Here is an 18,354-nt window from a genome sequence, read left to right as displayed (position 1 = left end):
ATAATGTGCCGCATCTCGACAAGACATCCCATTTTCATGGCTCCGAGGAAGCCCCGGTTCGTCACGAATCAAGTCTAAAAACAATACTGCCTAAGGGAATCGCCGGGAAGGGAGCCGGCCAAAAAATAAGCCCCGGCATTTGTCAATGCCGGGGCCACAAGATGTTGTGGATATAGATCGCTAGATCAGTATCTGTAGTGGTCAGACTTGAACGGACCCTGCGGCGTCACGCCGATATACGCAGCCTGCTCGCCAGAAAGCTCAGTCAATTTCACGCCGAGCTTGCCGAGATGCAGACGCGCAACCTTCTCGTCGAGGTGCTTGGGCAGCACGTAGACCTGGTTCTGGTACTGGCCGGGCTTGGTGAAGAGCTCGATCTGCGCCAGCGTCTGGTTGGTGAAGGAGGCCGACATCACGAAGGACGGATGGCCGGTGGCGTTGCCGAGGTTCAAGAGGCGGCCTTCCGACAGAAGGATGATGCGGTTGCCCTTGGCGAACTCGATCAGGTCGACCTGCGGCTTGACGTTTGTCCACTTGAGGTTACGCAGCGCTGCAACCTGGATCTCGTTGTCGAAGTGGCCGATGTTGCCGACGATCGCCATGTCCTTCATCGCACGCATATGGTCGATGCGGATGACGTCCTTGTTACCGGTGGTGGAGATGAAGATGTCGGCACTGGAGACGACGTCTTCGAGCAGGACTACTTCATAGCCGTCCATGGCAGCCTGGAGCGCGCAGATCGGATCGACTTCCGTGACCTTGACGCGGGCGCCGGCGCCGGAGAGCGAGGCAGCCGAACCCTTGCCGACGTCGCCATAACCGCAGACGACGGCGACCTTGCCGGCCATCATCACGTCGGTGGCGCGGCGGATGCCGTCAACCAGCGATTCCTTGCAGCCGTACTTGTTGTCGAACTTCGACTTGGTGACGGAATCGTTGACGTTGATCGCAGGGAAGGGCAACAGGCCCTTCTGGCTGAGCTGGTACAGGCGATTGACGCCCGTGGTGGTTTCTTCGGTAACGCCCTTAATGGCGTCGCGCTGCTTGGTGAACCAGCCCGGCGATGCCTTCAGACGCTTCTTGATCTGTGCAAAGAGGATTTCTTCTTCTTCCGAATGCGGATCGGAGAGAACATCCTCACCGGCTTCGGCGCGAGCGCCGAGCAGGATGTACATGGTGGCATCGCCGCCATCGTCGAGGATCATGTTGGAGAAGCCGCCATCAGCCCACTGGAAGATCTTGTCGGTATAGATCCAGTAATCTTCGAGGCTTTCACCCTTGATGGCATAGACCGGAACGCCGGAAGCGGCGATTGCGGCAGCGGCATGGTCCTGGGTGGAGAAGATGTTGCACGAGGCCCAGCGAACCTCGGCGCCAAGCGCGACCAGCGTCTCGATGAGAACGGCGGTCTGGATCGTCATGTGCAGCGAGCCGGTGATGCGCGCGCCCTTGAGAGGCTTCGTTTCGCCGAATTCGGCGCGGCAAGCCATCAGGCCTGGCATTTCCGTTTCAGCGATCGTGATTTCCTTGCGGCCGAAGTCGGCAAGGCCGATATCCGCGACGATGTAGTCGTTTTCAGTGCTCATCAAAGGGTCTCCAGCCTGAACGATGCAATCGCGCCTGGGCTAACGCCTCGGCCGAATGCAACAAAATTGCACGCTGACAGCGTGGTAGGATGATGCCGTGTAGCAGGCTTCAGGCTGGAAATCAATAATGATATAAAGAAGTCTTTATGTCTTTATATCCCAATTTGAGGAGCGGAGCGGCGGGCGCTCACATCTCTTCGCCGAACTTGTCGGCGACAAGCTTGTCCAGCGCCTCGAGCGCTTCCGTGGCCTGCTTGCCGCTGGCGGTCACCAGCACGCTGCAGCCGGGGCTGGCCGCGAGCATCATCAGGCCCATGATCGAGTTGCCGCCCACCGTGGTTCCGTCCTTCGAGACGGTGATGGTGGCGTCATAGGCTTCGACGGTCTGGACGAATTTTGCGGAGGCGCGGGCATGAAGGCCGCGCTTGTTGATGATCAGAAGTTCCCGGGAGAGCGCGGTCATAGGCAGGATGTTTGTCTCGTCATTTGCCGCTGAGCACGCGGCTGGCCACGTTGATGTATTTGCGCCCGGCTTCGGAAGCTTCGACCAAGGCCCGCTCCATGTTGTTGTCGCCGCGCACGCCTGCGAGCTTGATCAGCATCGGCAGGTTGACGCCGGCAATGACCTCGGTGTGGCCGCTATTCATGACGGAGATGGCGAGATTGGAGGGAGTACCGCCGAACATGTCGGTCAGGATGATGACCCCGTGTCCGTCATCAGCGCCGGTCACGGCCTGCAGTATATCCTGCCGCCGCTTGTCCATGTCGTCTTCGGGACCAATCGATACCGTCTCTATGAACTTCTGCGGACCAACGACATGCTCGACCGCATGCCGAAACTCTTCAGCCAGCTTGCCATGAGTGACAAGCACAAGTCCGATCATGATATTACTGCTCCCATCGCACACGCAAACAGGTGGGCCATATCGCAATGCAGCAATGTCGTCCACCAGTGGGGGGACATCTTGGCGATGAAAAGACGAAGTGCAAGCTTAAAATACGATAATTGCGTGGCTGTAGCGGCGAGAATGGCCGATTAATCTAAATCCACAGCGATTTTTGCCATAATTGCGGCGAGCGGATTAACCGATGTTACCGAGAGCCGGATCAGTGGCAGACGGATGGATCCGGTAACATCGATCTGCTCGTCCTCGGGCGGAAGCCGCTCTGCCGTTGCCGGATCGACCGGGCATATGGCGAAATGCATTTCGGCCTTAGAAACATGTGGAAGTCGGACAATACCAGTATAGCGGATCTCCATCAGGCCGGCGATCGAAGGCGGACATTCAGCGATGACGGCGCCGTCACGACGGGTGATGAAGACCTGATCGTCGGCGACCAGAGCGGCGGCAAGGCCGAGCGGCTTGGCGGCGGCAAGGCAGGAAAAGGCAAGTGAAGACTTGCCGCTGCCGGAGGCCCCAAGAAACAGAAGGCCGGTCTTGCCGACGACGATCGCCGTTGCGTGGACGTTGGTCGCCTCGGTGCTCATGCCGGTGTTTCGGCGGGCAGCGAGAGGATGAAGCGGGCGCCGAGCAGCGTCGTGCCGTCGCTGTCGACGATGTTTTCGGCGCGTAGCGATCCGCCATGCGCTTCGGCGATCTGCCGGCTGATCGACAGGCCCAGGCCCGAATTCTGGCCGAAATCTTCCACTTCCGGCCGGTCGGTATAGAAGCGCTCGAAGATGCGGTCGATATTTTCCGCCTGAATGCCGGGGCCGTTATCCTCGATATAGATGACGCAGCGCGTTCTCGTGCGCGTCAGCCGAACTGTGATCTTTCCGGTGTCCTTCGCAACGAAGGAACGGGCATTTTCAACGAGATTGGTGATAATCTGGCCGATGCGCAGGTCGTGGCCGTTGGCGGTGAATTTGGTTTTCGTGCCGGGCTTGCGGTCGACGATATACTCTATCTCAACCGCCTTCTTGCTGTGCCCGACCTGTCGGGAAATGTCGATCATGTCGCGCAAGAGCACTTCGAGATCGAGGGATTTCTCGTCCGAGCGCGCGAGTTCGGCATCGAGGCGTGATGCGTCAGAGATGTCGCTAATCAGCCGGTCCAGACGGCGCACGTCATGCTGGATCACGTCCATCAGCCGCTTCTTGGAATCGTCGCTCTTGGCAAGCGGCAGCGTCTCGACGGCGCTGCGCAGCGATGTCAGCGGGTTCTTCAATTCATGGCTGACATCGGCAGCGAAACTCTCGATCGCATCGATGCGGTCGTAGAGCGCCGACGTCATGTCGCGCAGCGCAATCGACAGGTTGCCGATTTCGTCCTGACGGGCGGAGAAATCCGGGATTTCCTCACGCTCCTTGGCGCCGCCGCGGCGCACGCGGATGGCGGCGGCCGAAAGCCGGCGCAGCGGATTGGCGATCGTCGAGGATAGAAGCAGCGACAGGACGACGTTGACCAGCGTCGCGACGCCAAATACGCGCATGATCGCCAGCCGCTCGGCATGGACAATCTTGTCGATATCGCCGGCCTGGGTTGAGAGCAGCAGCACGCCAAGCACGGCGCGGAAACGCTGGATGGGGACTGCGACCGAGACGATCAGTTCGCCCTTTTCCGTGGTACGCACGACCGCACCGCGCACGCCGGTCAGCGCATTCATCACTTCCGGATAGATCGAGCCGTCGCCGCCGGGAGCTTCCTTATAAACGGGCAGGTTGCCCGGCTGTAGCATCTTGTTGAGCAACCCGCTGAACCAGTCCGACCAGCTCTGCTTTTCGTCGTCGACCGGCGGCAGGTCGTAGCGCAGCACCTGACCGCGCGAATAGAGATGGCGGCTGTCGAGCAGCAGGTTGGCATCGGCATCGAAGATGCGAGCGCGGGTGCGCGTCGGCGAAATCAGCCGCGTCAGCACCGGTGCTACCTTTTCCGGATCGATCGGGAATTCCAGGTCTTCGTCGTTCGGGACGGGCGTGATGCTCTGGCCGGCCTGCAGTTCCAGCAGCTTCTGCGGATCGATGGTGATGGAGTTGGTATCGACCGAGGCGGAGGCCGAGACGGCGCCGGCGATGATCTCGCCCTGGGTCAGCAGGCTTTCGACGCGGGCGTCGATCAGGCCTTCGCGGAACTGGTTGAGATAGAGGATACCGCCGACGAGAACGACGAGGGCGGCGAGGTTGAAGAACAGGATGCGCCGCGTCAGGCTTGAAAAGACGGCATTGCCGAAGATGCGGCGGATCAGTGTGAAAGGGTGAGTCCAGCGCCGACGGGCGATCCTGGCACCGCTCGGGGTTTCCGCGTCGTCGATATCTCTATCTCTGTGCTGCACCAGCTGCGCCAAGCCAACGGCCCTTTCGAAGAACGGGATCGTTGATCCCGTCCGCATGCTCTTATTCCATTGTCCGCCGCATGGTCCAGTTAACTATTCGAGCATGATGCCGAAAAGTGTAAGCGGTTTTCGGACGACATCATGCTCTATTTTTTTCTAGAGCGGATTCAGATTTTAGGTCGAATCGACCTAAAATCATCCGGCTCTAGGCAGCTTCGCGGAAGCGATAACCGACGCCATACAGCGTTTCGATCATATCAAAATCGAGATCGACCATCTTGAATTTCTTGCGCAGCCGCTTGATGTGGCTATCGATGGTGCGGTCGTCGACATAGACCTGCTCGTCATAGGCGGCGTCCATCAGGGCATCGCGGCTTTTCACGACGCCGGGGCGCTGCGCCAGCGAATGCAGGATCAGGAATTCCGTGACAGTCAGCGTTACCGGCTCGCCTTTCCAGGTGCAGGTATGGCGTTCCTGGTCCATGACAAGCTGGCCGCGCTCCAGCGAGCGGGCCTGCTGGGTGACGCCCGGCTTGGGTGCTGCGTTGCCGCCGGCATTGTTTGCCGCTTCGCGCGCGGAGGCGCGGCGGAGCACGGCCTTGACGCGCTCGACCAGCAAGCGCTGCGAGAAGGGCTTGGTGATGAAGTCGTCGGCGCCCATCTTCAGGCCGAAGAGTTCGTCGATCTCTTCATCCTTCGAGGTCAAGAAGATCACCGGTATATCGGACTTCTGCCGCAGGCGGCGCAGAAGCTCCATGCCGTCCATGCGCGGCATCTTGATGTCGAAGATCGCCAGTTGCGGCGGCCGGGCAAGCAGGCCATCGAGCGCGGAAGCGCCGTCGGTGTAGGTTTCCACCTTATATCCCTCGGCTTCCAGGGCAATCGACACGGAAGTCAGGATATTGCGGTCGTCATCTACGAGCGCGATTGTCAACATGGTGTTCGTCTCCGTCATTAGTGCGCGTCTCCCGGATTTGGAAACCAGCCCAGGTGGGTTGCCAGCTCGGTTGGCGATAACCTGGCGCGCTTATGGGGATAAAGGTGGAACAAATTGTGGCAAAGATAAAGGGGTGGATTGTTGAACGGGAAAAACCCTGACCTGGAGTTGTGCGACCAAACGTCTCGATGTCGCTCATTCAAACGATTTAAAATTATTGATATTTATCTAAATCGATTAAATACCTGATATCATTCGATATTTCTCGTTATTTGCTCTTGTGCTTTTAAAAGGACCCCACTAGGTTTCATTTAGTTTAACGGCCACGGCCCTGTAGAGGAATGAAGCGATGGAGCAATTCGGCGTCCGTAATCCCGCAATCGAACTCGACTCGATCGGTCTGGGAGCCGCTGCCAGCGTGCGCTATAACCTCCTGGAGTCCCATCTTTATGAGGAAGCGATTCGTCGGCGTGAAGCCGATCTGACCGCTCATGGCGCACTGCGGGCATTGACCGGGCAACATACCGGCCGTTCGCCGAAGGATAAGTTCGTCGTCCGCAATGCCGTGACCGAAGACCAGATCTGGTGGGACAACAACAAGCCGATGTCGCCGGAGCATTTCGCGCTGCTGCATAAGGACATGTTGGCGCATGTGCACGGCAAGGATCTGTTCGTTCAGGATCTGATCGGCGGCGCCGATCATGATTACGCCCTGCCGACGCGCGTCGTCACCGAATTTGCGTGGCACTCGCTGTTCATCCGCAACCTTCTGATCCGCCCGGAGCGCTCGGCGCTGGAAAGCTTCGCACCGAAGCTGACCATCATCGACCTGCCGAGTTTCCACGCCGATCCCGAGCGTCATGGCTGCCGCACGGAAACGGTGATCGCCTGTGACCTCGTCAACGGCATCGTCCTGATCGGCGGCACGTCCTATGCCGGCGAGATGAAGAAGTCGGTCTTCACAGTGCTGAACTACCTTCTGCCGGAACGCGGCGTCATGCCGATGCACTGCTCGGCCAATGTCGGGCCGGAAGGGGACGCGGCGATCTTCTTCGGTCTGTCGGGCACCGGCAAGACGACGCTGTCGGCCGATCCGACGCGCACGCTTATCGGTGACGACGAACATGGCTGGGGCGAAAACGGCATCTTCAATTTCGAAGGCGGTTGCTACGCCAAGACCATCCGCCTGTCGGCTGAAGCCGAGCCGGAAATCTATGAGACCACCCGTCGCTTCGGCACGGTGCTGGAAAATGTCGTGCTCGACGAGCATGGCGTACCGGATCTCGACGACGGCTCGCTGACGGAAAATACCCGCAGCGCCTATCCGCTGGATTTCATCCCAAACGCCTCGGAATCCGGCATGACCGGTCACCCCGAGACGATCATCATGCTGACGGCCGACGCTTTCGGCGTCATGCCGCCGATCGCCAGGCTGACGCCGGAACAGGCCATGTACCACTTCCTCTCCGGCTACACCGCCAAGGTCGCCGGCACGGAAAAGGGTGTCGTCGAGCCGGAAGCCACCTTCTCGACCTGCTTCGGCGCTCCCTTCATGCCGCGCCATCCGACCGAATACGGCAATCTGCTCAAGGAGCTGATTGCCCGCCACGGCGCCGGCTGCTGGCTGGTCAACACCGGCTGGACCGGCGGCGCCTACGGCACGGGCCGGCGCATGCCGATCAAGGCGACGCGCGCCCTGCTGGCCGCCGCTCTGAAGGGTGACCTCGACAAGGCCGAGTTCCGCATCGACCCGAATTTCGGCTTCGCCGTACCGGTCGCCGTCGAGGGTGTCGACAGCGCCATTCTCGACCCGCGCTCCACCTGGGCCGATGGTCAGGCCTATGACGCGCAGGCGGCCAAGCTGGTGCAGATGTTCGTGTCCAACTTCGCCAAGTTCGAGGACCATGTCGACGGCAACGTCCGCGACGCAGCCCCGGGATTGCGCGCCGCAGCGGAATAATCGGTCGCATCACATTGATGACTCACGTGAAACCCCGGCAGCCGGTCTGCCGGGGTTTCATTTTGCCGCCGTGCTGTTTTCAACCGCTGAACAATATGGGATAGACAGGCGCGGAGAAAATCATGGCCAGCGACGCGCTTTACATCAACGACCGGATCACCATTGCCGGCTGGGAGCTGACGGAACAATTCGTTCTGGCGGGCGGTCCCGGCGGGCAGAATGTCAATAAGGTCGCAACCGCCGTCCAGCTCTTCTTCGGTATCGTGAATTCGCCGTCGCTCAACGACCGCGTCAAGGCCAATGCCGTGAGGCTCGCCGGCCGTCGCGTCTCCAAGGACGGTGTGCTGATGATAGAAGCCAGCCGCTTCCGCAGTCAGGACCGCAATCGGGAGGATGCGCGCGAGCGCCTGAAAGAACTGATCCTCGAAGCCGCCGCCCCACCGCCGCCGCCGCGCAAGAAGACCAAGCCGACCAAAGGCTCGATCGAACGGCGCCTGAAGGAAAAATCCGGCCGCTCGGAAGTCAAGAAGATGCGCGGCAAGCCGGGCGGCGATTAGGCTTTCGGGCTGCGGTTTTGGTTTGGCTGGGGTAAAGTAGGGCTTGTCAGGTGAGTCTGGTGGTGCTGCAACTGTGTGCCTGGCCCCTCATCCTAGCCTTCTCCCCGCAATGCGAGGAGAAGGGGCGACCGCGCAAGCTATCTTACCTCCCCACCCGGATGGTACTGCGTTAGGCAAGATCGGCTCCCTCGCCCCGCTTGCGGGGAGAGGGTTGGGGTGAGGGGCCATGCACAAAGGTGCGGCGACGGCGTACTCACCTGGCCGGCACCGCCAATCTTGGAACACATCGATGCTTCTTCCCAACGGAATTCGCCATCTTCCTGGTTATCTCGACCGGCCCCAACAGGAAGCCCTGGTCGAAGCCATCCGCAACGTCGTCGCTGAAGCACCACTCTACACGCCCGCCATGCCTGGCACGGGCAAGGAGATGTCGGTCCGGATGACCAATTGCGGCTCGCTTGGCTGGGTGACGGACAAGCAACATGGCTATCGTTATCAGCCGACCCATCCGGTGACGGGCAGGCCGTGGCCGGCGATCCCACCACAACTGTTGGAGCTTTGGGCTAATATAGCCGGCTATGAAAAGCCGCCGGAAGCTTGTCTCGTCAATTTCTACAATGACGATGCCCGCATGGGCCTGCATCAGGATCGCGACGAACAGGATTTGGCGGCGCCCGTGCTGTCGATCTCGCTCGGCAACACCTGCCTCTTCCGCGTCGGCGGGCTCAATCGTAATGATCGCACACTATCCTTCAAGCTCTCCAGCGGCGACATCGTCGTCCTTGGCGGCGAGGGCAGGCTCTGCTTCCACGGCGTCGACCGCATCCATCCTGCAACTTCGACGTTACTAAAGAGCGGTGGGCGTATAAACCTGACGTTAAGGCGTGTGACCTCATAAGCGTATTGAAGACAAAGCGATTGAGGGCGGTCGTGATAAGGTTGAGAACGAGATCGGAGCTGATTTTTGCGGCACTGATCGTTATCTTGGGATTGGCGCGCGGTCTCCATTTCGAAATATCCCTATGGACCCTGAGGCCAGACGGATTCTCCATCATCTCCGACCGTCTGCCCTATTGGGATTTCACCAATCTCTGGGCTGGTACGCTGATGGCGCTAAAGGGCAATGTGGCTCATCTCTTCGATGTTGAGGCCTATCGACAGGAGCTTCGCGTGCTCCTGTCGCCTCTGCTGCCGAATCAGGAGTGGAGCTACCCGCCCTCCATGCTGTTGATCGGTATTCCCTTCGCCGGATTGCCGATTTTCGCCGCCTATCTCTTCTGGACTTTGGGAACGCTGTTCCTGCTCTTCTTGGCAACGAAATCGCTCGATCTGACCTGGTGGGCGCGGATGCTCATTATTGTTTCGCCAGCGGCCGTCATGGACGCGATCTTCGGGCAAAACGGCGCGCTGACGACGGCGCTCCTGCTATCTGGGCTGCTTCTCGCTCCGGGCCGGCCAATCATCGCTGGTATTCTGTTTGGCCTGCTGACCGTCAAGCCACAATTGGGCATCCTTGTGCCTTTCTGCCTGCTTGCCAGCGGGAATTACCGCGCCATTCTTTCGGCTGGCGTGACAACGCTTTTGCTGGTGATCGCGACGGGTCTGCTCTTCGGCTTCGATGTCTGGCGGCTGTTTTTGACCGAGACGCGCCCGCTGATGACGGCGATCCTGGAGGCGCCTTATCCGCAGGGTTATCAAGTCAACGCCATGACATTCTTCATGTTGGCGCGGTCCCTGGGGCTCGGCCTTGCCGCCTCCTATTCATTTCAAGCGGTCTTTTCCGTTGCCGCCATCGCTGCAACCCTGTGGCTATGGCGCGGCAGAACCACCGTCGATCATCCGACCAAGGTCTGCCTCACCGTTGTCTTGACGCTTGTCGCGATGCCTTACGGCTATTCCTACGACACGATCCCCATAAGTGTCGCCATCGCATATTTTTTCTTCAACTACCGAAGCTCGTTGGTCTTTCTCGGCATCGCCTGGCTTTACCCGCTCTTCAATCATCAGGTTGCCGGGCAACTGGTTTCGCTTGGTGTTCTGATCCCGGCGGGGCTAGCGGCGTGGATGCTCACGCATATCCTGCGCGACGGACGGTCGCGAGGCATGGAAACGACGTTTGCGGCAGAAGAGCCGCGACTTACAGCTTCCTGAGCGCCACCTGCTCGATCAGATGGTTCTTGCCCTTACGCAGGATCAGGTCGGCCCGCGGGCGGGTCGGCAGGATATTCTGGCGCAGGTTTTTAAGGTTGATGTTCTTCCACAGTCCCTCGGCGATCCCAAGCGCCTCTTCCTCGGTGATCGAGGCATAGCGGTGGAAGAAGGAGTGCGGGTCGCGGAAGGCGGTTTCGCGCAGCCGCATGAAGCGGGTGACATACCAATTATGGATGAGATCTTCATCGGCATCGATATAGATCGAGAAGTCGAAGAAGTCCGAGACCATCGGTACAATCTTGCCGTCGGCCGGCAGGTGTCGCGATTGCAGCACGTTGATGCCTTCGAAGATCAGGATATCCGGCCGGTCGACGGTCTTGTATTCGCTCGGCAGTACGTCATAGACGAGGTGCGAATAGCAGGGCGCCTTGACATCCGGCTGCCCGGCCTTGATCGCCGAAAGGAAGCGCAGCAAGGCGGCGGTATCGTAGCTCTCCGGAAAACCCTTGCGCTGCATCAGATTGCGGCGCTGCAATTCGGCATTGGGATAGAGAAAGCCGTCGGTGGTGATCAGGTCGACCTTCGGGCTCGACGGCCAGCGGCGCAGCAGTTCCTTCAGGATACGAGCCGTGGTGGACTTGCCGACGGCGACGGAGCCGGCGATGCCGATGACGAAGGGCGTCTTGGCGACACCGTTGAGGCTGAGGAAGCGGTTGCGCTGCTCGAACAGGATCTGCGAGGATTCGACATGCGACGACAAAAGCCGCGATAGCGAAAGATAGATGCGCCGGACTTCGTCGAGGTCGATCGGGTCGCCCATGGAGCGCAGCCGCGTCACTTCGTCGGCGGTCAGGGTTAGCGGCGTATCGGCCCGGAATTTCGCCCATTCCTCCGTGGAGAAGAAATAATAGGGCGAATAGGCCTTCGCCTGAAAAATATCGAGCGTCTCGGGTGTGGTTGGGGTTTTGGTCGCTATTGTCATCGCGTTCTACCGGCTTGCCTTCTCCTGAAGGCCGGATTGAGCGGTGCGCCTTTCGAGCTCACCCATGACATTCTGCAACGGAATGCCTGCAATCTTCAATACGACCATAAGATGATAAAGCAAATCGGCTGCCTCATAGGTGAGGTTGTCGCGATCGCCGGTCACGGCGGCCATCACGGCCTCGATCGCTTCTTCGCCCAGCTTCTTTGCCGCCTTCGGCTGGCCGGCGGCGCAAAGCTTTGCCGTCCAGGATTCCTCCGGCGGTGCCTTGGAGCGCTCGTCGACGATCCTTTCGAGGTCGGAAAGGGTAAATCCGCTCATCCGTCGTGGTCCTCCCTAGTCGAGCCGCATGGCGATGCCATGTTCCGACATATACCGTTTTGCTTCGCCGACCGAATAGGTGCCGAAGTGGAAAATCGAGGCTGCGAGCACGGCGGTCGCATGGCCTTCCTTGATGCCGGCGACGAGATCATCGAGATCGCCGACGCCGCCCGAGGCGATGACGGGCACGCGCACCGCATCCGCGATCGCCCGCGTCAGCTCCAGATCGTAGCCGACCTTGGTGCCATCGCGGTCCATCGAGGTGACGAGCAGTTCGCCGGCGCCGCGCTCGACCATTCGGCGCGCGAAATCGACGGCGTCGATGCCGGTCGCGTTGCGGCCGCCATGGGTATAGATCTCCCAGGCGCTCTGATTGTCGCCGCCCAGCGCCTCGGTGCGCCGGCGCTTGGCGTCGATCGAGACGACGATGCATTGATTGCCGAACTTGTCGGCGGCTTCAGCGACGAAATCCGGATTGTTCACCGCTGCCGAATTGATCGACACCTTGTCGGCGCCGCAAAGCAGCAGCTTGCGGATATCGGCGATGGCGCGAACGCCGCCGCCGACCGTCACCGGCATGAAACATTGTTCGGCGGTGCGGGCGACGACATCGAAGATCGTCTCCCTGTTGTCGGAAGAGGCGGTGATATCGAGGAAGCAAAGCTCGTCAGCGCCAGCGGCATCATAGGCCTTGGCGGCCTCCACCGGATCACCCGCATCGACGAGATTGAGGAAATTGACACCCTTGACGACGCGGCCGTCCTTGACGTCGAGGCAGGGGATGACGCGGGCTTTCAGGGTCATTGCGCGATCTCCTTCGCCTTGGCCGCCTTGATCAGCGCCAGGGCCTCCTGCGGATCGATACGGCCATCATAAAGCGCCCGGCCGGAAATCGCACCCTCCAGTTTGCGGGCGTCCGGCTCGACCATGCGGCGGATATCGTCCATTGAAGCCAGCCCGCCGGAGGCGATGACGGGAATGGAAACGGCGTCGGCCAGTTCCAGTGTCGAAGCCCAGTTGATGCCGGTCAGAATCCCGTCGCGGTCGATATCGGTATAGATGATCGCGGCAACGCCGGCGCCTTCGAATTTCTTCGCCAGCTCGATGATGCCGAGTTCGGAGGCTTCCGCCCAGCCCTCGACCGCCACCTTGCCGCCCTTGGCGTCGATGCCGACGGCGACATGGCCCGGAAATCTCTTGCAAGCCTCGATCACCAGCGCCGGGTCGCGCACGGCAACCGTGCCGAGGATGACGCGGGTGAGCCCGCGCGCAAGCCAGTTTTCGATATGGTCGAGCGTGCGAATACCGCCGCCGAGCTGCACCGGGTTCTTCGTCGCCTTGAGGATGGCATCGACGGCAGCGCCGTTGACGGTTTCGCCGGCAAAGGCGCCGTTGAGATCGACCACGTGCAGCCATTCGAAGCCCTGGTCCTCGAAGGCCTTGGCCTGGGCGCCGGGGTCGGGATTATAGACCGTCGCCTGGTTCATATCGCCGAGCTTCAGGCGCACGCACTGGCCGTCTTTCAGATCGATGGCGGGGAAAAGAATCATGGTTTCTGTCCTTGAAGCGCGAGCCTTACGGCTTCCAGCGCAGGAAATTGGCAATCAGGGCGAGGCCGAGCTTCTGGCTCTTTTCCGGATGGAACTGCGAGCCGGCCATGTTGTCACGGCCGACGAAAGCGGTCATCGCCCCGCCATAGCCGGTCGTGGCGATGACGTCGTCGGCGTGGTCGGCGGCTAGATGATAGGAATGCACGAAATAAGCGTGCAGACCGTCCGGTCCGGTCGGAATGCCGTCAAAGAGCGCGTGCGGATGCCTCAGATCCAGTGTGTTCCAGCCGATCTGCGGGATTTTCAGGCTCGGATCGCTCGGCGTCATCTCCTTGACGTCGCCTTTGATCCAGCCGAAGCCCTCAGTGATTGTCTTTTCCAGCCCGCGCGACGACATCAGCTGCATGCCGACGCAGATCCCGAGAAAGGGGCGGGCCTTGTGTTCCACGACATCGATGACGGCTTCCGCCATGCCGGAAACGGCGTCGAGCCCGCGGCGGCAATCGGCATAGGCGCCAACGCCCGGAAGCACGATGCGGTCGGCACTGGCGACGCGCTCGGCATCGTCGGTCAGATCAATCTCGGCGTCGATGCCGGCTTCGCGGGCAGCGCGTTCGAAGGCTTTGGTGGCCGAGCGCAAATTGCCCGAGCCGTAGTCGATAATCGCGACGCGCATATTCAGCGTCCTCCATCATAACCGGGCAGACCGAATGTCGATCCGCCATGGCCAGAATTATTATTGTTTGGATAGGAAGGGATATCCCAATTGTTCGCGCGGATATTTTCCTGCGCCTTCGGCTCGATGCCCGAGAAATGGATCTCTTCCGCCATCGCCAGATTCTGCGCCGAAACCAGCCCTTCCGTCCTCCATCCACCATCGGCAAGACGACGGTAGACAGCATTCGGGCCTTCGAGCGCCGCAAGGATACGGACGCCGATGAGGATTGCGATGCCGGCGGCGAAAAATCCCGGCCGGCGGATCAACTCCAGCGCGATGCCCTGCAGCAGAAAGGCGGCAGCGGCATGCAGCCACAGCCGGTGGTAAATCATCCACAGCGTCGGAAACAGAAAGGCTCGCCAGGAAAAGCCGTCGCGGATGAAGCGCGTCTTGTCCTGGTTTTCGTCCGGCCCGCCGGGTGGCGTCAAAATCAGATAGCTTGCCATCTCTTCACTTCCCCCATAGTGGGGCTCAGGCGAGGGTGCCCTTTGTCGAGGGCACACGGCCTGCCTGCCGCGGGTCGATCTCGGTTGCCGTGCGCAGTACGCGGGCAACGGCCTTGAAGCATGTCTCGGCTATATGGTGATTGTTGGCGCCATAATGGTTGAGGATATGCAGCGTGATGCCGGCATTCTGCGCCAAGGCCTGGAAGAACTCGCGCACCAGTTCGGTGTCGAAGGTGCCGATCTTAGGCGCGCTGAAGGCGACGTTCCACACGAGGAAAGGCCGGCCCGAGAGGTCGACGGCCGCTTTCGTCATCGTCTCGTCCATGGCGAGGTCGATTGAGGCATAGCGCGTGATGCCGCGCCGGTCGCCGAGCGCCTTGGCAATGGCCTGGCCGATGGCGATGCCGGTATCTTCAACGGCATGGTGATCGTCGACATGCAGGTCGCCCTTGGTGTCGATCTCCATGTCGATCAGCGAATGTCGCGACAGCTGCTCCAGCATATGGTCGAAGAAACCGACGCCCGTCGAAATGGTCGACTTGCCGCTGCCGTCGATATTGACGGATACGGAGACCGAGGTCTCGTTGGTCTTTCGGGAAACGCTTGCCGTGCGGCTCGCTACAGTCTCTGCCATGGGCTGCTCCATCGGGATGACGGCCGTTCCTTATCAGGCACATCGGCAAATATCCAGAAGTTAAGTCTCCAATGACTTATCTAGCCGGCTTCCAAGCATCATTCCAAAATGGAAGGCATTTGCAATCGCAAAAAGCCCTCTTACATAGATCTCGACGGGGCCGAAACGCGGCCCGGCAGAAAGCCCGCCAGAATGGGGGCAAACAGGTGTTACATGACGACAATTGTGACTATTCGCAAAGGTGGCAAGGTTGTGATGGCCGGTGACGGCCAGGTCAGTCTTGGCCAGACCGTAATGAAGGGCAATGCCCGCAAGGTTCGCCGCATCGGCAAGGGCGACGTGATCGCCGGTTTCGCCGGCGCGACCGCCGATGCCTTCACGCTGCTGGAGCGGCTTGAAAAGAAGCTCGAACAATATCCCGGCCAGTTGATGCGCGCGGCCGTCGAGCTCGCCAAGGACTGGCGCACGGACAAGTATCTGCGCAATCTCGAGGCCATGATGCTGGTTGCCGACAAGAGCGTGACGCTCGCCATCACCGGCAACGGTGATGTGCTCGAGCCGGAACACGGTGCGCTGGCGATCGGCTCCGGCGGCAATTACGCGCTCGCTGCGGCGCGTGCGCTGATGGATACTGACAAATCCGCCGAGGACGTCGCCCGCCGCGCCCTCGATATCGCCGCCGACATCTGCGTCTACACCAACCATAATGTGGTGATCGAGACGCTCGATGCCGAAGCCTGAATTCCTATCTTGATCGTATCCAGCCCTGACGGGAAACACACGAAATGACCACTTTTTCCCCCCGCGAGATCGTTTCCGAACTCGACCGCTACATTGTCGGCCAGCATGAGGCCAAACGCGCCGTGGCGATTGCGCTGCGCAACCGCTGGCGCCGCCAGCAGCTCGAGCCCGATCTGCGCGACGAAGTCATGCCCAAGAACATCCTGATGATCGGCCCGACCGGCGTCGGCAAGACGGAAATCTCCCGTCGCCTCGCCAAGCTCGCCGGTGCGCCCTTCATCAAGGTGGAAGCCACCAAGTTCACCGAGGTCGGCTATGTCGGCCGCGACGTCGAACAGATCATCCGCGATCTCGTCGAAGTCGGCATCGGCCTGGTGCGTGAAAAGAAGCGCGCCGAGGTACAGGCCAAGGCGCATATGAGCGCCGAGGAACGCGTGCTCGATGCCCTGGTCGGCGCGACCGCCTCGCCGGCAACGCGCGACAGCTTCCGCAAGAAGCTGCGCGACGGCCAGCTCGACGACAAGGAAATCGATATCGAAGTGGCCGACACCGGCTCCGGCATGCCCGGCGGTTTCGAGATCCCCGGCATGCCCGGTGCCAATATCGGCGTGCTCAACCTCTCCGAAATGTTCGGCAAGGCCATGGGCGGCCGCACCAAGAAGGTCCGCACCACGGTCAAGGATTCCTATAAGGAACTGGTGCGCGACGAATCCGACAAGCTGATCGACAATGAGGCGATCCAGCGCGAAGCCGTGCGCTCCGCCGAGGATGACGGCATCGTCTTCCTCGACGAAATCGACAAGATCGCGGCCCGCGACGGTGGCATGGGTGCCGGCGTTTCGCGCGAAGGCGTGCAGCGCGACCTGCTGCCGCTGGTCGAAGGCACGACGGTTTCGACCAAGTATGGCCCGGTCAAGACCGACCATATTCTCTTCATCGCCTCCGGCGCGTTCCATGTGTCGAAGCCTTCGGATCTTCTGCCGGAATTGCAGGGCCGCCTGCCGATCCGCGTCGAGCTCCGGCCGCTGACCAAGGAGGACTTCCGCCGCATCCTGACCGAGCCGGAAGCCAGCCTCATCCGCCAGTACAAGGCGCTGATGGAGACGGAAGACCTGAAGCTCGATTTCACCGACGACGCCATCGATGCGCTCGCTGATGTCGCCGTGCATCTCAACTCCACCGTCGAGAACATCGGCGCTCGCCGTCTGCAGACGGTGATGGAGCGGGTATTGGATGAAATTTCCTACAATGCCTCGGACCGCGCCGGCGTATCGGTGACCATCGATGCCGCCTATGTCCGCGAGCATGTCGGCGACCTCGCCAACAATACCGACCTGTCGCGCTTCATTCTTTAGCGCGACCGATGCCGGCTGCGGCATCTTGAAATATTAATCACTCGACAGCGGGCCGTTAACTTTTTAGTTAGGGGCCCGTTTCTTTGTGTGACTTGGCTTTATTCGGCCAAGATTGTCCGTCAGGCAGCCGCATGGAAGCATCGGATGAAACTTCGATAGGGCAGCCATCGTGCGACGCATACTGATCCCCCTTCTTCTGGCGCTCGTCAGCCTTTCCTGGATACCGGCCTATGCCGATGCGGCGACCATGGTGCCGCCGGGCAACCGCAATGCCGAGCAGCCGGCGATCCCCGGCGCCTCCGTGCGTCGCACGAGGGGCACGAACTCGACCTTCGACCGGAAATACCAGAAGGTCCGCGAACTGCTGGCGACCGACAGCCGGCTGATGTCGAAAATCAAGTCGACGGCGCGCGCCTATGGCATCGATCCGATCCACATCATCGGCGCGCTGGTCGGCGAGCATACCTATAATGTCGATGCCTATGACGGCCTGCAGTCGTACTACGTCAAGGCCGCCTCCTATGCCGGCCAGAGTTTCCGCTTTGCCTATAGCGGCGAAAATATCGACGATTTCGTCGCCCGGCCGCAATTCGACGTCTGCAAGAGCAAAAGGGATTCCTACAGCCTCTGGACCTGCCGCGAAGATGTCTGGGACAGTGCTTTCCGAGGTAAGAAGGTCGACGGCAAATCCTTCCCCGACAATCGTTTCAGCGCGGTGTTCTTCCAGCCCTTCTATGCCGGCCAGACCTTCGGCCTCGGCCAGATCAATCCCCTGACTGCTCTGGAGCTTTCCGATCTCGTCAGCTCCACCTCGGGCATTGCGAAGCTGGACGAGAAGGATGCTAGCGGCGTCTACAAGGCGATCATGGATCCGGACCTTTCGCTCGCCTTCGTCGCCGGCTCGATCCGCAAGTCGATCGACGATTACCGCTCGATCGCCGGCATGGATATCTCCGGCAATCCCGGCCTCACGGCGACGCTCTATAATGTCGGCAATTCTCGCCAGCGCGCCGCAGCACTCGCCGCCAGGAACCGGGGCGCGAGCCAGCCGGTCTGGCCGGAAGAAAATTACTATGGATGGCTTATCAATGATAAGCTGGACGACCTGAAGTCGCTGCTCTAGACTTCGAAACTGTCGAGAAA

General features: G+C 60.4%; 20 protein-coding genes. 7 read left to right on the top strand and 13 right to left on the bottom strand.

Annotated elements, in window-relative coordinates:
* Positions 1-185 precede the first annotated feature (185 nt).
* The 6 genes from ahcY to PMI03_RS22525 all read right to left on the bottom strand — a co-directional run bounded on the left by ahcY (position 186) and on the right by PMI03_RS22525 (position 5,796).
* Positions 186-1,586 (bottom strand): adenosylhomocysteinase, encoded by a 1,401-nt coding sequence (gene ahcY / locus PMI03_RS22550; protein ID WP_007698591.1) that lies wholly within the window; start codon positions 1,584-1,586, stop codon positions 186-188.
* A 187-nt stretch (positions 1,587-1,773) separates the two neighbouring features.
* Positions 1,774-2,049 carry an HPr family phosphocarrier protein gene (locus tag PMI03_RS22545; protein ID WP_007698588.1) on the bottom strand — a complete coding sequence of 92 codons (276 nt, stop codon included), beginning with the start codon at positions 2,047-2,049 and terminating at the stop codon, positions 1,774-1,776.
* A gap of 19 nt (positions 2,050-2,068) precedes the next feature.
* Positions 2,069-2,470 carry a PTS sugar transporter subunit IIA gene (locus tag PMI03_RS22540; RefSeq protein ID WP_007698585.1) on the bottom strand — a complete coding sequence of 134 codons (402 nt, stop codon included), beginning with the start codon at positions 2,468-2,470 and terminating at the stop codon, positions 2,069-2,071.
* Positions 2,471-2,622: 152 nt separating this feature from the next.
* Positions 2,623-3,075, bottom strand: a complete 453-nt coding sequence (locus PMI03_RS22535; RefSeq protein WP_007698578.1) for an HPr kinase/phosphorylase — start codon at positions 3,073-3,075, stop codon at positions 2,623-2,625.
* On the bottom strand, positions 3,072-4,871 hold the full coding sequence (locus PMI03_RS22530) for a sensor histidine kinase (RefSeq protein ID WP_174006179.1): 1,800 nt from the start codon (positions 4,869-4,871) through the stop codon (positions 3,072-3,074). The genes PMI03_RS22535 and PMI03_RS22530 overlap by 4 nt, the downstream gene beginning before the upstream one ends.
* Positions 4,872-5,064: 193 nt before the next feature.
* The gene (locus tag PMI03_RS22525; protein ID WP_194290184.1) at positions 5,065-5,796 is read right to left on the bottom strand and encodes a response regulator transcription factor; all 732 of its coding nucleotides are present in this window, start codon (positions 5,794-5,796) and stop codon (positions 5,065-5,067) included.
* A 349-nt stretch (positions 5,797-6,145) separates the two neighbouring features.
* On the opposite strand from PMI03_RS22525, the gene PMI03_RS22520 reads away from it, so the two are divergent.
* From PMI03_RS22520 to PMI03_RS22505, 4 genes are all read left to right on the top strand, one after another.
* A complete protein-coding gene (locus PMI03_RS22520; protein WP_007698571.1) occupies positions 6,146-7,756 on the top strand; it encodes a phosphoenolpyruvate carboxykinase in 1,611 nt (536 codons plus the stop codon).
* 122 nt (positions 7,757-7,878) lie between these two features.
* Entirely contained in the window at positions 7,879-8,313 is a 435-nt protein-coding gene (gene arfB, locus PMI03_RS22515; protein ID WP_007698568.1) for an alternative ribosome rescue aminoacyl-tRNA hydrolase ArfB, read from the top strand.
* A 289-nt stretch (positions 8,314-8,602) separates the two neighbouring features.
* Entirely contained in the window at positions 8,603-9,211 is a 609-nt protein-coding gene (locus tag PMI03_RS22510) for an alpha-ketoglutarate-dependent dioxygenase AlkB (RefSeq protein ID WP_007698567.1), read from the top strand.
* 32 nt (positions 9,212-9,243) lie between these two features.
* Positions 9,244-10,464, top strand: coding sequence for a glycosyltransferase family 87 protein (locus tag PMI03_RS22505; RefSeq protein ID WP_007698564.1), 1,221 nt, complete (start codon positions 9,244-9,246; stop codon positions 10,462-10,464).
* Here the strand turns inward: PMI03_RS22505 and coaA are convergent.
* From coaA to hisB, 7 genes are read right to left on the bottom strand one after another with little or no spacing between them, the layout of a single operon-like run.
* Entirely contained in the window at positions 10,451-11,446 is a 996-nt protein-coding gene (coaA, locus tag PMI03_RS22500) for a type I pantothenate kinase (RefSeq protein WP_007698560.1), read from the bottom strand. The two genes, PMI03_RS22505 and coaA, sit on opposite strands and share 14 nt — an antisense overlap.
* A gap of 6 nt (positions 11,447-11,452) precedes the next feature.
* Positions 11,453-11,767 (bottom strand): phosphoribosyl-ATP diphosphatase, encoded by a 315-nt coding sequence (locus PMI03_RS22495; RefSeq protein ID WP_007698556.1) that lies wholly within the window; start codon positions 11,765-11,767, stop codon positions 11,453-11,455.
* A gap of 15 nt (positions 11,768-11,782) precedes the next feature.
* Positions 11,783-12,571, bottom strand: a complete 789-nt coding sequence (gene hisF, locus PMI03_RS22490) for an imidazole glycerol phosphate synthase subunit HisF (protein WP_007698552.1) — start codon at positions 12,569-12,571, stop codon at positions 11,783-11,785.
* Positions 12,568-13,317, bottom strand: coding sequence for a 1-(5-phosphoribosyl)-5-[(5-phosphoribosylamino)methylideneamino]imidazole-4-carboxamide isomerase (hisA, locus tag PMI03_RS22485; protein WP_007698549.1), 750 nt, complete (start codon positions 13,315-13,317; stop codon positions 12,568-12,570). The genes hisF and hisA overlap by 4 nt, the downstream gene beginning before the upstream one ends.
* A 25-nt stretch (positions 13,318-13,342) precedes the next feature.
* On the bottom strand, positions 13,343-13,993 hold the full coding sequence (gene hisH, locus PMI03_RS22480) for an imidazole glycerol phosphate synthase subunit HisH (RefSeq protein WP_007698546.1): 651 nt from the start codon (positions 13,991-13,993) through the stop codon (positions 13,343-13,345).
* A 2-nt stretch (positions 13,994-13,995) separates the two neighbouring features.
* Positions 13,996-14,481 carry a DUF2628 domain-containing protein gene (locus tag PMI03_RS22475; RefSeq protein ID WP_007698543.1) on the bottom strand — a complete coding sequence of 162 codons (486 nt, stop codon included), beginning with the start codon at positions 14,479-14,481 and terminating at the stop codon, positions 13,996-13,998.
* A 25-nt stretch (positions 14,482-14,506) separates the two neighbouring features.
* Positions 14,507-15,115: an imidazoleglycerol-phosphate dehydratase HisB gene (hisB, locus tag PMI03_RS22470; RefSeq protein ID WP_007698539.1), complete on the bottom strand. Its 609-nt coding sequence runs from the start codon at positions 15,113-15,115 to the stop codon at positions 14,507-14,509.
* A 213-nt stretch (positions 15,116-15,328) separates the two neighbouring features.
* Here hisB and hslV point away from each other — a divergent pair, with 213 nt between their 5' ends.
* From hslV to PMI03_RS22455, 3 genes are all read left to right on the top strand, one after another.
* Positions 15,329-15,856 (top strand): ATP-dependent protease subunit HslV, encoded by a 528-nt coding sequence (hslV, locus tag PMI03_RS22465; protein WP_007698536.1) that lies wholly within the window; start codon positions 15,329-15,331, stop codon positions 15,854-15,856.
* Between the two features lie 44 nt (positions 15,857-15,900).
* The gene (gene hslU / locus PMI03_RS22460) at positions 15,901-17,211 is read left to right on the top strand and encodes an ATP-dependent protease ATPase subunit HslU (protein ID WP_007698531.1); all 1,311 of its coding nucleotides are present in this window, start codon (positions 15,901-15,903) and stop codon (positions 17,209-17,211) included.
* A 169-nt stretch (positions 17,212-17,380) separates the two neighbouring features.
* A complete protein-coding gene (locus tag PMI03_RS22455; RefSeq protein ID WP_007698529.1) occupies positions 17,381-18,334 on the top strand; it encodes a DUF1402 family protein in 954 nt (317 codons plus the stop codon).
* Positions 18,335-18,354 lie beyond the last annotated feature (20 nt).

The organism is Rhizobium sp. AP16 (genome assembly GCF_000281735.1).
GTDB lineage: Bacteria > Pseudomonadota > Alphaproteobacteria > Rhizobiales > Rhizobiaceae > Rhizobium > Rhizobium rhizogenes.
Note: the sequence above shows the minus strand (reverse complement) of the source record. Positions and strands in the feature narration are given on the sequence as shown.

Coding starts and splice junctions, on each gene's coding strand:
- arfB (WP_007698568.1), top strand. CDS start 7,879: ATGGCCAGCGACGCGCTTTACATCAACGACCGGATCACCATTGCCGGC.
- coaA (WP_007698560.1), bottom strand. CDS start 11,446: ATGACAATAGCGACCAAAACCCCAACCACACCCGAGACGCTCGATATT.
- hisH (WP_007698546.1), bottom strand. CDS start 13,993: ATGCGCGTCGCGATTATCGACTACGGCTCGGGCAATTTGCGCTCGGCC.
- PMI03_RS22520 (WP_007698571.1), top strand. CDS start 6,146: ATGGAGCAATTCGGCGTCCGTAATCCCGCAATCGAACTCGACTCGATC.
- PMI03_RS22495 (WP_007698556.1), bottom strand. CDS start 11,767: ATGAGCGGATTTACCCTTTCCGACCTCGAAAGGATCGTCGACGAGCGC.
- PMI03_RS22545 (WP_007698588.1), bottom strand. CDS start 2,049: ATGACCGCGCTCTCCCGGGAACTTCTGATCATCAACAAGCGCGGCCTT.
- PMI03_RS22475 (WP_007698543.1), bottom strand. CDS start 14,481: ATGGCAAGCTATCTGATTTTGACGCCACCCGGCGGGCCGGACGAAAAC.
- PMI03_RS22525 (WP_194290184.1), bottom strand. CDS start 5,796: ATGTTGACAATCGCGCTCGTAGATGACGACCGCAATATCCTGACTTCC.
- PMI03_RS22540 (WP_007698585.1), bottom strand. CDS start 2,470: ATGATCGGACTTGTGCTTGTCACTCATGGCAAGCTGGCTGAAGAGTTT.
- ahcY (WP_007698591.1), bottom strand. CDS start 1,586: ATGAGCACTGAAAACGACTACATCGTCGCGGATATCGGCCTTGCCGAC.
- hisF (WP_007698552.1), bottom strand. CDS start 12,571: ATGACCCTGAAAGCCCGCGTCATCCCCTGCCTCGACGTCAAGGACGGC.
- hisB (WP_007698539.1), bottom strand. CDS start 15,115: ATGGCAGAGACTGTAGCGAGCCGCACGGCAAGCGTTTCCCGAAAGACC.
- PMI03_RS22535 (WP_007698578.1), bottom strand. CDS start 3,075: ATGAGCACCGAGGCGACCAACGTCCACGCAACGGCGATCGTCGTCGGC.
- PMI03_RS22510 (WP_007698567.1), top strand. CDS start 8,603: ATGCTTCTTCCCAACGGAATTCGCCATCTTCCTGGTTATCTCGACCGG.
- hslU (WP_007698531.1), top strand. CDS start 15,901: ATGACCACTTTTTCCCCCCGCGAGATCGTTTCCGAACTCGACCGCTAC.
- hisA (WP_007698549.1), bottom strand. CDS start 13,317: ATGATTCTTTTCCCCGCCATCGATCTGAAAGACGGCCAGTGCGTGCGC.
- hslV (WP_007698536.1), top strand. CDS start 15,329: ATGACGACAATTGTGACTATTCGCAAAGGTGGCAAGGTTGTGATGGCC.